Source organism: Williamsia muralis (assembly GCF_002735905.1).
Lineage (GTDB): Bacteria > Actinomycetota > Actinomycetes > Mycobacteriales > Mycobacteriaceae > Williamsia > Williamsia muralis_A.
In genome coordinates this window covers 917,071-930,827 of the sequence record NZ_PEBD01000010.1, presented here as the reverse complement: position 1 = coordinate 930,827, position 13,757 = coordinate 917,071, and the positions used below count along the sequence as shown (strand labels likewise).

The window sequence follows — 13,757 nt, the reverse complement described above, 5'->3', positions numbered from 1 at the left end:
GCGGACCAGCGGGCAACCGCGTACACGGGCACCACACACGAAAGCGGCGGACGTGCGATGCACGTCCGCCGCATTCTCATCGGTTCAGATCAGTTGCAGCTCACCTTGATGCTGAACTCCTTCTTGATCATCCCGGCCGTCGGGTTCTTCATGTCAGCGCCTTCGGCCTCACCGGTGATGGTGTAGGTGTCACCGTCCACCGAGACCTTCGCCGATCCGACCGACATCCCCATCCCGTTGGTCACGGCCAGCGCGTTGCCGTCGACCACCAGTCCGAGCGACTCGACCTTCGGGGTGGCCTCATCCGTCATCACGATGCCCAGGCCCTGCTGGCCGCCGGTGGAGCCGCTGCCGACGTTGATCTTGCCGCCCTGCTTCACGCAGCTCACCGAGTTCAGGTCGACGCCGGCGAGATCCTTGCCCTCTACCTTCACCTCGGTGTCGCCGCCGGTGGAAACCTCGGTTCCGTTCGTCTGGCTGGTTGCGACCGGGTTGGCCGCGGGGCTGCTGTCTGCGTTGCTGCTGCTGTCGTCCGAGCAGGCCATCAGCAGGGTTGCGCTGGCGATCAGTCCGAGGGTGGCTGTGAGGACTCGTTTCATTGGTCTTCCTTTCGTTGTGCGGCGCCTTCCGTGTGGCTCCGGCATGGGACAACTAAAGCCCGGCCGAGGGGCTACCGATCCCAATTTTCGGCGCTTGTCCACCGTTCGCCGACGCGATCGAATCGCCTATGTAGATCAAAAGGCCACCGCTGACCTCGCACATCCGGTGTCCAGCCCGCTGACGCGAAGGCGCCCCCGGCAGTGTTGCCGGGGGCGCTGATGCCATGGAGTGTGTCCGTGGGCCGATCGCGCGATCAGTTCGGTTGGTGGAAGGACTCCCCCAGCAGCCGAGCGAAGTTGGCGATCCCGGCTTCGTCTCCGTCGACCGGCGATGGCGTCGTACGGGTGCCGCCCAACAGCGCCACCAGTTCTCCGGCGGCACGATCCACCCGGTCGGCAAGCGTGGCGGTGTCGCCGGAGGTACCCGCCCAATCCTCGGACGCGGCATACACACCGGTCGGGACCACCACAGCGCGCAGATACGAGAACATCGGCCGCACAGCGTGATCGAGAACCATCGAGTGTCGCGGGCTACCACCGGTGGCAGCGATCAGCACCGGCTTACCGGCAAAACTGTCCTTGTCGATGATGTCGAAGAACGACTTGAACAATCCGCTGTAGGACGCGTTGAACACCGGCGTCGCGGCAATGACGGCATCGGATTCGACAACAGCCTTCACCGCGGGATCCGCAGCACCCACCGGGAATCCGGTGATCATGCTCCGGGCGATGTCCACCGCGATCTCCCGCAGATCCACGGTCTCGACGACAACCGAATCACGTTGCGCCTGAACCGAAGCGGCGAGCCTGTCGGCCAGTAGCCGAGTCGACGACGGTTCACCGGCCCCGGCACTCACGACCACCACACGAGTCGGATTCATCGGCTGACCGCCTCCGCCTCGACTGTGTCCTCACCGGTGACCGCAGTGCTTCGTGCGGCCACCAGCGATGCGTGGGTGGGCGCGTCCGGAACGTCCGAGGGGCGCCCCTCGGCGAATCCCGCCCGCAGTTGCGGCAGCACCTCACCGAGCTGGTCGAGTTGTTCGAGTACGGTTTTCAGCGGCAGTCCCGCATGGTCGACCAGGAACAGCTGGCGCTGGTAGTCGCCGAAGTGCTCACGGAAACTCAGCGTCTTGTCCACAAATTGCTGTGGGCTGCCGACGGTCAGCGGTGTGTCCGCGGTGAACTCCTCAAGCGAGGGGCCGTGGCCGTAGACCGGCGCGTTGTCGAAGTACGGCCGGAACTCGTTGACCGCATCCTGCGACTTGGGGCGGATGAAGAACTGCCCGCCGAGTCCCACGACGGCCTGGGAGGCGGTGCCGTGACCGTAGTGCTCGTAGCGCTCGCGGTAGAAACCGATCAGCTGCTGGAAGTGCTCCTTGGGCCAGAAGATGTGGTTGGCGAAGAAGCCGTCCCCGTAGTAGGCGGCCTGCTCGGCGATCTCCGGACTACGGATCGACCCGTGCCAGACGAAGGGCGCGACGCCGTCGAGCGGTCGCGGCGTGGAGGTGAACGAGGTGAGCGGCGTACGGAACTTTCCCTGCCAGTCCACCACCTCTTCGGTCCAGAGTCGGTGCAGCAGATGGTAGTTCTCGATCGCGAGCGGGATGCCTTGACGGATGTCCTTGCCGAACCACGGATAGACCGGGCCTGTGTTGCCGCGGCCCAGCATCAGATCGACACGACCGTCGGCCAGGTGCTGCAACATCGCGAAGTCCTCGGCGATCTTCACCGGATCGTTGGTGGTGATCAGTGTGGTCGATGTCGACAGCTGAAGAGTCTTGGTCTGGGCCGCGATGTAGCCGAGGATCGTTGTGGGAGAAGAGGGTACGAACGGCTTGTTGTGGTGCTCACCGGTGGCGAATACGTCGAGTCCGACGTCTTCCGCCTTCTTGGCGATGGCGACCATTGCCTTGATCCGGTCGTTCTCGGTGGGTTCCACACCGGTGGTGGGGTCGACGGTGACATCGCCGACGGTGAAGATTCCGAACTGCATGGCTACCTCCTCGGTAAAAGCTACGTTCATCATAACCGGACCGTGGTCCGAATTATTTCGTCACGTCGACTGAGGCTGCCGAGCGGTTGTCACAGAACGACTGGGACCCAGAAGCCGAAGAACCAGAAGCCCCAACCACGCTTGTACCGGTCGTAGGTGGGGGTGACCTCCTGCCCGCGGAAAGTGAATGTCGCAAGATCCGGGCGTTTGACCGCGCCCGGGGACGATGTGGTTGTCCGGGTGGGGCCCTCCTGCGTCGTTGTCGATGATGTCGCCGCCGGCGCTGCCGTCGCCTCGGCCACAGCCCCGCCGACTCCCAGCGAAGCCAGGCCGATTGCCCCCGTTGCCACCGTCCGCGTGAACGCCTTCTTGACCTGCATGTTGTCCTCCCTTCCTGAAGCCCGGCCTGTTTTGCCCGGGCCGACTCCTCACAAGGTAGAAACGCGAACTCGTAGAACTCTGGCACCTGGCTGTGAGCTTCCTGGACGCCCGACATTCCGGGTTCGCTCATCACGGGAACATTCGAGCCATGACGCCGATCCAATCGACATCGGATCTGATCGAAGGGAACAGCCATGGGTGAAGGCGATGCCGAATACGGCCCGCAGGACAGCTCGACAGCGTCGGCGGCCGACGACACCGGCGCACTGGACGAACTCGAGTCGGTGCTGACCGAACTGTGGCCCGATCAGGATGCGGCTCCGCCGGACGAGCCCGCGGAACCGTCTGACGGAGTCGGCGGCGACGCCGACGAATACTCCGAACACTGGTTCCAGCAAGCCGTGAACGGCACCTGTGTGCCGGCGAGTGTCGCCCAGATCGTTGCGGAGTACACCGGCGAAGACATCCAGAGCGAAGAAGCCTTTGTCGAGATGGCCCAGGACAACGGCTACTTCCTCGACGGCGAGATCGAGAACGGCATGCCCATCTACGCTGCGGCAGACCTGCTCGAACAGAACGGGATCCCGGCCACCGTCGAGACGGGCACGATGAACGACCTCGCGACGGCTCTGGAGGAAGGGCGCGGCGTCATGCTGTACGTCGACTCCGGAGAGTACTGGGATCCGGAGCAGGAGGAGCGCGACGAGGCCATGGGTCGCGACCAGGGAGGCGATCACTGTGTGGTGATCAGCGAGATCGACACCGACAAAGGCGTGGTCTACCTCAGCGACCCAGGGCATCCCGACGGCGACCGCATGGAAGTCCCACTCGACGAGTTCGAGGAGGCATGGGGCGAAGCCGACAACACGATGATCGTGTGCGACGAGCCCTCACCTAATGCCGGTGTGTCCGAGGGCGACCCCACACGGGATCCGCTTCTCGACGACCTCGATGCGGACGAGACACCAGGGCTCTCCAACGTCATCGATTGGCTCACCGATCGCCCGTGGAACGTGCTTCCGGTGGTCATCGGCGGGAACTGAATCACTATGAGGCGGTGTCCTGCTGATCGGAGGGAGCCGCCGAGGCCGAAAGGACCGCTGTCAACGCCTCGGCGGCGATCAATCGGCCCAGTTCCGTGTACGCCGCGAACTGGCCCTCATTGAACCACTGGTCGGATGTGCTGTCATGGGGGAAGATGTCGTTCGCACCGGCGTACGTCTGCAGCCAAAGCGGGCACTGCTCCGACAGAACCGCCTTCGCGTAGATGAGGGTCGCACCTGTGTCCTTTGGCAGTCCTGCAGCGTCGGGATAGTAAATCTGCCCGCGGATCACTGCTCCTTTGGTTATGCGGTCGTTCAGCGCCTCGAACTGGTCATCGGGCCCGAAGGTCGTACCACTTCCCGGCACCAGGTTGCTCGGGTTCAAGTCGTCACCGTGATCGAAGACGATGTCGACGCCGAGTTCGTATTTGGCCAGCCGCAACGCGTCGGCCAGGGTGCCTAGACGTGGCGGAGTGTCCCCGCTGCCGTCGATGCAGTAGATCAGGGTGCACCGTCGCCGCAGCGCCTCGACCAGCCCTAAATTCTCATAGTGCCCACCGTCAGTGACCTGCACCAGCCGGCCAGCATCGGGGTTGATACCGAACACCTCCCGAAGCAGGTATGTGAATCCACGGAAACGCGGCAGTCCCTGAGGCCACGACCACGCCTGGAGGTTCTGCTCCTCCATCGACAACCGCAGGTAGTTCGGGTTTGGCAGCCACGTCCCCAGGCGAGCTCCGGACACCGCCAGTAGCGTCTGGTAGCCGTTGTTCTGCCGCCCCATGGCGGAGGCGAACGCGGCACCACTGACCGCGACAGCCGCCTCCACAGTGAGGTCGCGCTTGATCCGGCTGGTGGACTTCTCAAATAGCTTCCCGGTTTTCATCCAGCCGACGTCGGGGCCACCAATGTAATTGTGTCCTAGCGCAAACGAGACGACATTCAGGCCGGGCGCGGGCTTCATCTCACCTGAGACGGTAGCGGCGGCCGCAAATACGAACTCAGGAATGTCGACCCCCCCGACAGACCCGTATTCGTCGAGGCGAGTGCCTTCTTTGTCGGGGTAGGGCTCCGCGAAGACCCGACCGGCGCGGTTGCGTCGTCGCACCGCGAACGCACGCGCCAGCCGACGCCGATAAAACGGATGGAGGCTGAACGACGTGACGTCGGGGCAACCAACCACCACGATTGCAACTAATGCCACCAGGAGAGTTGTCCAGGCAGCTCTTGGCACCAACGGATCGCCGTTAGTCGCAGCAACATAGAAGATGACAGCACCCACCCCGCCCACGGTCGCCAGCCAGGCCGCGGCCAAGACAACCAGCGTCAGGACAACGAGTATGAGCTGGAAGACGCCTCGTGGCAATGCTTTGGCGGCTCCTGGCTTAACTCCTCCGGCGCCGAACTTCGAAGCAAACCGCGAGAAGAATGCCTTGTTCTTCCACGCCATCGCGGCGAGGACCCCGAAGTAGTTCAGCACCACCACTGCCGAAGCCGTGGAACCGGCCAGCACGAAGGCAGTTTCGCCGTCATCGTTCGCCAATGCCGCACATGCGCGGATCAAGGCTGGCAGACCAGCGACGATCAGCAGCATCAGGAGCGTGAATGCTGTCCACGCCATGGCGACCTTTCGAGTGGCGTAGCGACAGCTCTCGGCCCACTCGTTGGTCCAAAAGACTTCGATCAGCACACTGAACGAGAACATGACAATCCCCAGCGCAGCAGGAACTACGACGGCCAGCCACACAGCTCCTGAATTGTCGACGAGGCCCGACGCCGGAGGATCCATGGACGCGGTCCATCCGCCGATCAAGTTGTTGTCGGTCTCGCCAAGGAAAGCATCTGGAACCGGAACAAACGCCGCCAGCGGTACCTGGTCGTAGAAAAGACCGACGAGCACACCCAGCACTACCGCCGGCGCAAAGAGAACAACGAGGGACAAGATCATGTTCTTCGCGACCTTTGTCAACGCGTCGAGCAGCTGGGCCGGCGTATCAGCGATATAGCTAGAGTGCTTGCGCATGTGCTCGAACTCGGGCGAGCCGGCCGCGTATCTGTCGGATAGCTTGGAGGGTGCCATGCTGTCACCCTCCTTTTTCTGCATGGCCAACAGCCGAGCACCGGCACTGTAGCCACCGCCCGAGACTGAGATGATGTAGTCGACTTCGTCGATCACCTTGGGAAGATCCTTGCCATTCGGATCGGGATTGGTGCCCGAGAAGGTCTGCATGGCACCCATTGCCACGCACCCCGATCGAATACCACCGCCGGACAGACAAATTGCGGTTGCCCCGGCCTTTCTACCTTCGCGGGGGATCCAGTATCCCCGGTGCCAACGCAGTTCATCTTCACCACGCGCCGTTCTTGCATCTCGCTCGATGACGTCGCCCCAGAGGCCGCCGCCGCGAACCAGGAATCGAGATCTGCACAGCCGAAGAACAGCTCCTACCGACATCAATGCCACAACCAGCGCAGGGATGAGCGCCACGAACTTGATGGTCGCGGCGACTGCCGCGAGATTGCGGTCATGGCCTAACAACAGGCAGTTCTCGGCGACATCAGCGACTATCGTCACCACCGCTGCGGCAACACCGAATGATGTGACGCCTTTACCGAAATCGGAGAACGCAAGCAGTCGTGCACTCAATGTCGAGGCAAGCAAGATAAGGCCATAGCCGGCGAGAAACCACCAATCGGCTTCGATCGCAGTGCGAGCGGCGTCTGCATCGATCGGGTTCTGACCGAACTCGTACGCGACGATACCCGTCGGCGACGCTTCATCGATCTTCCAGATAAGCAGGGCCGCACCGACGACTAGCGCGCCGGCGACAGCCGCAGCGGCGACGCGATGACCGGCGATTCTGAACGGCGGTGTGACGCTGGCCAGCCATTCACTACGCGACTTCTTGTTTGGCATCATGCCCCGATCCGAATGGACGACCGACGTAGGCGATGATGACACATCCCGGTACCCGATCTCGGGCGAAATGAGTCGACGAGATCGAGTTGATGACTCCGAATTAGATAGTTAAACAAGGTAATACAGGGACGGGCTTTTAGTAACTCGAACCGCTGTCGGCGATCGCCACGATGGCGATCACCAACCAGTAGATTAGCAACCCACCAGGAAGGAGTAACCCAGGATCAGACCCGCCAGCGCCATTAATCCGCAGTCACCACGCCACGCTGCGCGCGCTGGTGTTGACGGCGGCGCCGAGTCCGCAACTGAACGATCTAGGAATTGCGTAACTCAAGAAACAACATCGGCGAGATCGACGCCACCGAACGAACTGAGTGGCAGTTGCCGCCGCGCGCCCTCCCGCATGATCAGACCGTCCACGCATATTCGTAGTTGGCCGCAAGTGGGCCCACCGTTTTGGCGATCGATCAGATCGACACAATGCAGGCTCAATATCGATTTCGCACCGATGTTTCACCCGGAACATCGAATCCCAGCCTTGTGGTTGACCAGGTCGCGCACGGGTTGATGTCGTTGCGCGAGGTGCTGCTGCGAACGGTGACGGTGGTGTCCTGCCTCCCGTCGGTATGGACGATCATTGAGACACAAGCGAGCTTCGGTTCCGGATCAGTCAGTTCCGCAGCACATTATCCTTCCCAACGGCACAGTTGCAGGCACCTGGTCGAACGGCGCCTCACCGGTCGTATGCAGGCGCTGCTTTCAAGCCGCCCTACCCCACTTGGCCAATTGAGGACGAGGCCTTCGCCGAAGCGGCCACGCTCAACGCGAGGCTGCTAATCAAACACGTCGACCGGCACATCAACGAATACTTGGGCGCTGACGAGGTCACCGAACTCGAATTCCTCGTCAGTGAGTCGACCAAGTTGTCTTCGAAGGCGACCACTTCGAAGGTCGAGACACCGCCCGCAGGCCTCGACGGCATCTACCAACGCCACATCAGCGATGCGCTCACCGCCGCAGCCGTCGACCCAAGAAGGAAGATACCGTCGTGCCACCCCCTTGCTGAGTGCAGGTCTGCAGGGCCTGGGTCATCGAATCCGGGTCGGGCGCGGAATTCGTTCTCGATCCGATCGGCAGCCAGTTTTGTATTCACTCTTGGCTCCGCCAAACCCTCGATTCCCAGATCGACGACGAACAGTACTGGGCGTTCCGGGCCATCTCGGCCACCCATGCCGGAGCCGTCGAATCGCGTCTACGCAACGCGACCATTGACGCGGGTCTGGCGATGACCGCGTCCCGGCGTCAGCTCTTCATACTGCGGAACGTCGAATGGCCCGGCGGACCGAAGACCGCGGACGTGGTCTCCGACCTGGCTGAAGGCGGCCAGGTTCTCGGCATCCGACATCGCGAAACATTGCGCTCAAAGAATGCTGAAGAAGACGCCGGCCGGACGCGACACCTGGCTGCACGGTCGACAACCGGCCCACGACGTCGACCTGCTGACCAGTTCGCTCGGAACAGCGGGAATCAACGCCAAAATCCCGAACCCGAGCCAGTCGCCTCGGAACCAGAAGGACGTTGCTTCACGACGCCGGTGGTGTCCGCGGAGACCACCGCCGAAACCCCGGTCGTCCCACCCGTCGACGAGCCAGCTCCCGCGGTTTCACCCCAAACCACCGTATCGACCACCATCCGGCTCGGTGTCGCGAAGTCCGCGAGGCCACTGTCGAGTTCGAGGCCTTGCGCAAGCACACAGCGATCCTCGCCGGCTCCGGCTCGGGCAAAGACGGTGATGATCTGGCGGCTGATCGAAGGATGAGCACCGCAAGGCGTTTCCGCGATCATCCTCGATCCCAACAACGACCTGCTCGAAGCTCGGAACCGCCTGGCGCGACCCGCCGCCAGCATGGTCCGGCGACGATGCCGCGAAGGCAGTCGACTATTTCGCGAACGTCGAGGCCGTGATCTGGACGGCGGGACTTAGCGGTGGCGCCCGTTGAGCTTTCAGCCTCTCCCGATTCTGCGGCCGTCCAAGAAAACCCGGACGAGTTCGATCTGGCCGTCGCGCCGGAGTGTCCGCGCTCAAACCTGCGTAGGGTCAGCGGCCCGAAAGCGGCTCCGCAAGCAGCCATCCTCATACGATCCATAGCGCTGTATAGCCGAGAAGGCGGCGGGTCAATCGCCAGATACGTCGCCCTCCTGTCAGAGATGACGGATGACATGAGTGGACTGACCGACACCGAAAAGCCCGCGTGCATCCTGGCGGAGAACCTCAAGGCCGCGATGATCATCTACACGATGCTGGGCGGCGGAGGAACACCTGTCGACCCATCGGTCCTGCTTACTCCGACGGCCGGCAAAACGGCCCGGATCTCGGTGGTCAGCCTGATCAGGCTGCCCGCCGAAGGCAGTCAGCGAGGATTCGTGTACGAGCTCGAGCTTGCCCTGTTCACCTGGATCAAGAAGAACCCACCCGGCGATCGACCTCGCGGTGCACTCTTCGTCATGGATGAAGCCCAGACCTGGTCCCGTCGGGACGAGTGACAGTGTACGCGACCACCGTTGGCCTAGCGCGCAGGCGCGAGAATACGGATCGGGATTGGTGTTCGCGACGCAGGCACCCAAGGACATCGATGCCAAGATCGTCGGCACCGCCTCGACCCAGTTCTTCGGACGGGTCAACACGCCAGTTCAGATAACCGCCGCGAACGAGATTTCTTCTGCCAAGGCAGCCGGATCAACGACATCGGGCGCCTGGGTACCGAAGAATTCTACGCAGCCCCCGATGGCGCACCGTTCCAGAAGGCGAACACCCCGATGTGCCTGAGCTTCCACCGGTCTTCCCCGCTCTCGGCCGAGGAAGTCGTTGCGCCCACTCGCACGTGACCTTCAACCACATTCGTCCCTACAGCGGCCCCGAGGGCATACCCGCTATGACAAGCTGGTCGCCCAGAACAAGCTACTTCGGCAACGGACTCGATGGGCTTGTTCTCGCACAATTTTGACGCCGTCACAGCATCCACGGAAATCTCGTGCATTCAACGAGAATACCGCAAGTTGCAGGTCTCATAGGATCTGCATGGCGGCTAAGACGGCGCACAGAAATGCTAAAGACCCAAAAAGCAGAGCCATTCCAGCATAGAGCGACGAAATGGACCGTGAGTAGTGCCCTGAGTTTGCAGTGTCAGCCTCGGCGAGAGCTGCCAATTCCAGCGCGGGAATCGCACAGTCGGACGCCAGGCGATGCTGCAATTCGATTAGCGCTGAACGACCAATACGCACCAACGATCTCGTCCTTTTCTCCAAATCCCAAAATCTATCGACAGTAAAGACTCCAAACAACGACACAATGCAGCCTCCGACAGGCACATCGGCACCGACCGAGGCAATTACCCCGGCGACCAGAAATGCACATGCCACAATGAAATAATTGACGAGCTGCATACGCTGAGTTGCGTGGACAGAGAACCAGGCCCACGCATGCTCTAATCCTTCTGCAAGCCTGCCACCTTCACCGTCTGCACTGTCATCGGGCACGACGATCACCTTCTTCCACAAGAAACTCCCGCGCCCAATCCTCTAACGGGATTGAACCCATCTGCCGAACATCGGACAGGCCACTTATTAACGCCCCTGCGCATGCACCAGTGCCGCAAAGTCTACGCGCGTCTGCCGTGCGACCCGTCCGTAACCACTCACCCACCAAGGGTAGATATCCGTTGCTGGACAAATCTGCGATAATCACCAACGCCCAATCCCTTACACTGTCAAGTCCGGTAAGTGTTCGATATAGATATGAACACGCAAGTGCATGGTAGCCAGTATTCTTAATACTTGCCAAAACCGCATCCGGGATTGGCCGTCCGAGAAATGAGTCCACGGGTTCCACACCCTTAAGAATACCTTCAGCATCCCTCTCATTTATAGTCTGAACGCGACTTTCTACTGCAGCGCCATTCATCGCTATACAGGCGTCACCGAGCGAGAGTCTTCGCAATCCAACATCAACCGAACGCTCGTCACCGAACATGATGCTGTGAACGTCCGCGATATCGTGGACAGCAACCATTTTGCGCGACGATCCGTGATCCGCAAGCTCAGCGAAATGGTCCACTTCATAGCCAACTCCCGCAGAGATTGGCAATCCATCCTCCCTCGGTTGGTAAAGCAACAGGTTAGGAGTGTGAACTATTATGTAGTGGTCACGGAAAGGAACTTCGTCAGACAACATAGCGTTTAGTGTGCGCACGTAGCCCGAGGATATCGCTACATTGCTACTGAAAATATCGTCACTGTACCCGTATTTGTCATCCGTGACTGCATTCGAATCATTAATGCGACGATTGTTAGTATGAACCGGCCATCGTTTAGTCATCCCGCCAGTTCTCATGTGCACATGTTCGCGCTCCGGAGGCTTGAACCTAGACTCGTCGATCGTCGTTGGCGAGATGCCAACCACGCTTCCAGCATGCTCAAGCAATCGGATTGGAAGTTCGGTAACGCGTCGCACATAATCAGGCCATTCCTCACCCCCCGTTTCCTCGAATTGTTGTTTCAGTCTGGCGATCGGATGTGAGACGTACGTTGCTACTGGGGGCTGATTCTGGTTTAAAAGCTGTTCCATCACACTCATCGGATGCTTCACTGCAATCAGATACAGTTCGGCAACGCCAAGCTGCGCCGCAAGATTCTCGGCAAACTGCATCTCACTTCGACGCCAAGCAATCAGTCTTTGGATTCCAGTTATGCGTGTAATACCCAAATTGAGAAGACGTTCTTCGTTCGAGAACTCACGTGTGCCATCCTCAAAACCAGCGGAACGCAAGAGACGCCTTTCCATGCTCTTTTCAGCATCAGCCTCAAACCAGAGTGCATTCTCGCCCGATTCAGAAAGTCTTTTGTATACGTCATAAACATCGTCGATTAACACCACGATCCGGTTCGGCACGAGACGCTCAGACTTAAACGATTCCGTAAGAGCTGGCGCAAACATCACGTTGCGATTATGCTGAAATAGCGTCAGATGACAAGACATAAACCGAAACCGTTTCGTTTCGTCTAGACTTTGCACCGAGTCTGCGATATTGGTATTCCATATTCGAATTGCCTCAGGTCGCGGGCCGACGACCCACGACAGAATATTCTTTTGATTTTCTTTTTCGCCCTCGCTGTACGAGACCTCAGAACTTCCGTTTTTGTTTGCGAGGTATGTAGCGATCTCGACAGTAGTCTTGCTCAGTTGCACACCGGCAGTTCCGCAGATTAGGGTATAGCCTTTCGGGCCCCCCTCAATCTCAACCACTTAATCCTCCAATGCTTTCCTGCAAGCTGGAGTGACGTATTGCTAGATTCGCTGAACCGGATCGGGAAAGCAAAGGGGTACACGCATCCGCGACGACTGTTCGAATGTCTTTGAGCTCAAGATCGTCGGTAACCAACACGATCTCAGCACAAGCTGGTATTCCATAGGCCATGAACCGCTCCAGATTTGAAAGGCACCAATCCACGCTGACTCCGCCTCTATCTCGTATTCGGCTAGACAAATTCTCTCGATCAGCATGAAGAAATATCTCTACTAATTTCTCATCAGCATCTTTGATAACATCGATAGTTCGCAGCCGCACGCCAGGATCGAGTAGGGTCATGTCGACGACCACGTGCCCGAAGAGACGGGCCATACTTACGGGAGCTCGGCGAGCAATAGTCTGCCAAATCGCTGAATACTGATAGTCATCCACGCCAGTGAACCTCTGAAGCATTCGACCTATCTTCTCCAGATTAATTGTGTGCACTCCCGTTAGTCCGTGAAGGACTTCGGCGGCCGAAGTTTTTCCGGCTCCCGGGCATCCATTGAACCAAATGATCACTACTCGTCCAATCGAAAATAGTTCGTTAGGCTATTTACCAAAGCGGAAGCCTCTGCATCCAGATCGTATCGAGTCATCACGATGTTTCGAGCTTCAATTGAGTTTACGACAGAAAGTTCAAAGTCGTCCGGAATCGAGCAGATCGATTTACTCAGCTGATCCTCTGACTCCACGACACGACACAGTTCGCCGAGGCAATCGTTGATGCCGCGCAAGGCAAATGGGGTGCAAATTACCGGCAGCCCCAACTTTGCGTACGTAAGAATCTTCGTGCTTGTTCCCGAACCACTCTGAGCTAGGTCCAAGGCGCCGCAACAACCATCGGCCACTTCTTCGATTGAGTCAACGCACCCCACAATATCGGTCTGACCGTGCTTGCGCAGGAAACTTGCACCTTCTGATGAAATCGGTCCGACGACACGCAACTTTCGAAGACCTTCGCACGCCATAGCCGCCCTTCGCAGGGCAGATCGATTTGGAGGATAAAAGAAGTTTCCCAGGTACAAAATTGGGCCGCTTTGACAGACGTCTATTTGACGAAAGCGGGAGACTCCATAAGTCACATGAGTAATAAGACCGTCCGAATTTCTGGCGCTCAACTCCATTCCGTTTCCCCTCAGCAAGACGACCGGCGCTTCCCTTAGCAGACGGCCCTGAAGTCGACGTATAGTTACAGCCTGGGTTTCACTGTCACCGCGCATCTTCGATGTCTCGGCGAAATCGTCTAGGAAGAACGCTGCAATTTTCGGTGTACCGACAGTCCTATCGAGTCGCTCCAAGGTCTCAATACTGTCGCCGAAAACGAGCTCGCAGCCCAACTCATTTAGAATCGAACCTAGCCATTCATCGCTAAAGTACTGATCCGGCGACGCCCACAGTATTTCGATACCAAGATCGCGAAAATGGTTCTCGTCCATAAAGGGCCAGAGTGCTGCAACAGCCATGATCTCG

Annotated in this window: 12 protein-coding genes; 2 read left to right on the top strand and 10 right to left on the bottom strand. The window is 59.4% G+C overall.

All coding sequences use genetic code 11. The features are described from left to right. Nucleotides 1–89: 89 nt before the first annotated feature. The 4 genes from CSW57_RS17835 to CSW57_RS17820 all read right to left on the bottom strand — a co-directional run bounded on the left by CSW57_RS17835 (nucleotide 90) and on the right by CSW57_RS17820 (nucleotide 2,975). Complete coding sequence (locus CSW57_RS17835; protein ID WP_099383963.1) at nucleotides 90–599, bottom strand: lipoprotein LpqH; 510 nt, start codon at nucleotides 597–599, stop codon at nucleotides 90–92. Between the two features lie 254 nt (nucleotides 600–853). Beyond that, nucleotides 854–1,480, bottom strand: a complete 627-nt coding sequence (locus CSW57_RS17830; protein ID WP_099383962.1) for an FMN reductase — start codon at nucleotides 1,478–1,480, stop codon at nucleotides 854–856. After that, on the bottom strand, nucleotides 1,477–2,595 hold the full coding sequence (locus CSW57_RS17825; RefSeq protein ID WP_099383961.1) for an LLM class flavin-dependent oxidoreductase: 1,119 nt from the start codon (nucleotides 2,593–2,595) through the stop codon (nucleotides 1,477–1,479). Before CSW57_RS17825 ends, CSW57_RS17830 begins: the two co-directional genes overlap by 4 nt. An 89-nt stretch (nucleotides 2,596–2,684) precedes the next feature. Beyond that, nucleotides 2,685–2,975: a hypothetical protein gene (locus CSW57_RS17820; RefSeq protein ID WP_099383960.1), complete on the bottom strand. Its 291-nt coding sequence runs from the start codon at nucleotides 2,973–2,975 to the stop codon at nucleotides 2,685–2,687. A gap of 195 nt (nucleotides 2,976–3,170) precedes the next feature. Between CSW57_RS17820 and CSW57_RS17815 the strand changes: the two genes are divergently transcribed. Continuing rightward, on the top strand, nucleotides 3,171–4,019 hold the full coding sequence (locus CSW57_RS17815) for a C39 family peptidase (protein WP_099383959.1): 849 nt from the start codon (nucleotides 3,171–3,173) through the stop codon (nucleotides 4,017–4,019). 4 nt (nucleotides 4,020–4,023) lie between these two features. Here CSW57_RS17815 and CSW57_RS17810 read toward each other — a convergent pair whose 3' ends face one another. Both CSW57_RS17810 and CSW57_RS24520 read right to left on the bottom strand, forming a co-directional pair. Further along, nucleotides 4,024–6,258 carry a hypothetical protein gene (locus CSW57_RS17810; RefSeq protein WP_143696572.1) on the bottom strand — a complete coding sequence of 745 codons (2,235 nt, stop codon included), beginning with the start codon at nucleotides 6,256–6,258 and terminating at the stop codon, nucleotides 4,024–4,026. A 1,933-nt stretch (nucleotides 6,259–8,191) separates the two neighbouring features. Further along, nucleotides 8,192–8,344: a hypothetical protein gene (locus tag CSW57_RS24520; protein WP_189339307.1), complete on the bottom strand. Its 153-nt coding sequence runs from the start codon at nucleotides 8,342–8,344 to the stop codon at nucleotides 8,192–8,194. A gap of 815 nt (nucleotides 8,345–9,159) precedes the next feature. Between CSW57_RS24520 and CSW57_RS17800 the strand changes: the two genes are divergently transcribed. Beyond that, a complete protein-coding gene (locus CSW57_RS17800; RefSeq protein ID WP_143696571.1) occupies nucleotides 9,160–9,483 on the top strand; it encodes a hypothetical protein in 324 nt (107 codons plus the stop codon). Nucleotides 9,484–10,005: 522 nt separating this feature from the next. On the opposite strand, the gene CSW57_RS24325 is transcribed toward CSW57_RS17800, so the two are convergent. From CSW57_RS24325 to CSW57_RS17785, 4 genes are read right to left on the bottom strand one after another with little or no spacing between them, the layout of a single operon-like run. Continuing rightward, nucleotides 10,006–10,476 (bottom strand): hypothetical protein, encoded by a 471-nt coding sequence (locus CSW57_RS24325; protein ID WP_143696570.1) that lies wholly within the window; start codon nucleotides 10,474–10,476, stop codon nucleotides 10,006–10,008. Then, on the bottom strand, nucleotides 10,466–12,241 hold the full coding sequence (locus tag CSW57_RS24320) for a hypothetical protein (protein WP_189339387.1): 1,776 nt from the start codon (nucleotides 12,239–12,241) through the stop codon (nucleotides 10,466–10,468). The genes CSW57_RS24325 and CSW57_RS24320 overlap by 11 nt, the downstream gene beginning before the upstream one ends. Further along, entirely contained in the window at nucleotides 12,234–12,806 is a 573-nt protein-coding gene (locus CSW57_RS24790) for an AAA family ATPase (protein ID WP_189339306.1), read from the bottom strand. The genes CSW57_RS24320 and CSW57_RS24790 overlap by 8 nt, the downstream gene beginning before the upstream one ends. Further along, nucleotides 12,806–13,750 carry a hypothetical protein gene (locus CSW57_RS17785; protein WP_143696567.1) on the bottom strand — a complete coding sequence of 315 codons (945 nt, stop codon included), beginning with the start codon at nucleotides 13,748–13,750 and terminating at the stop codon, nucleotides 12,806–12,808. Before CSW57_RS17785 ends, CSW57_RS24790 begins: the two co-directional genes overlap by 1 nt. Nucleotides 13,751–13,757 lie beyond the last annotated feature (7 nt).

Excerpts from the sequence above, each read along its gene's own strand:
- CSW57_RS17835 (WP_099383963.1), bottom strand. The coding sequence starts at position 599 with ATGAAACGAGTCCTCACAGCCACCCTCGGACTGATCGCCAGCGCAACC.
- CSW57_RS17830 (WP_099383962.1), bottom strand. The coding sequence starts at position 1,480 with ATGAATCCGACTCGTGTGGTGGTCGTGAGTGCCGGGGCCGGTGAACCG.
- CSW57_RS17825 (WP_099383961.1), bottom strand. The coding sequence starts at position 2,595 with ATGCAGTTCGGAATCTTCACCGTCGGCGATGTCACCGTCGACCCCACC.
- CSW57_RS17820 (WP_099383960.1), bottom strand. The coding sequence starts at position 2,975 with ATGCAGGTCAAGAAGGCGTTCACGCGGACGGTGGCAACGGGGGCAATC.
- CSW57_RS17815 (WP_099383959.1), top strand. The coding sequence starts at position 3,171 with ATGGGTGAAGGCGATGCCGAATACGGCCCGCAGGACAGCTCGACAGCG.
- CSW57_RS17810 (WP_143696572.1), bottom strand. The coding sequence starts at position 6,258 with ATGGGTGCCATGCAGACCTTCTCGGGCACCAATCCCGATCCGAATGGC.
- CSW57_RS24520 (WP_189339307.1), bottom strand. The coding sequence starts at position 8,344 with ATGTCGGATGCCGAGAACCTGGCCGCCTTCAGCCAGGTCGGAGACCAC.
- CSW57_RS17800 (WP_143696571.1), top strand. The coding sequence starts at position 9,160 with ATGAGTGGACTGACCGACACCGAAAAGCCCGCGTGCATCCTGGCGGAG.
- CSW57_RS17785 (WP_143696567.1), bottom strand. The coding sequence starts at position 13,750 with ATGGCTGTTGCAGCACTCTGGCCCTTTATGGACGAGAACCATTTTCGC.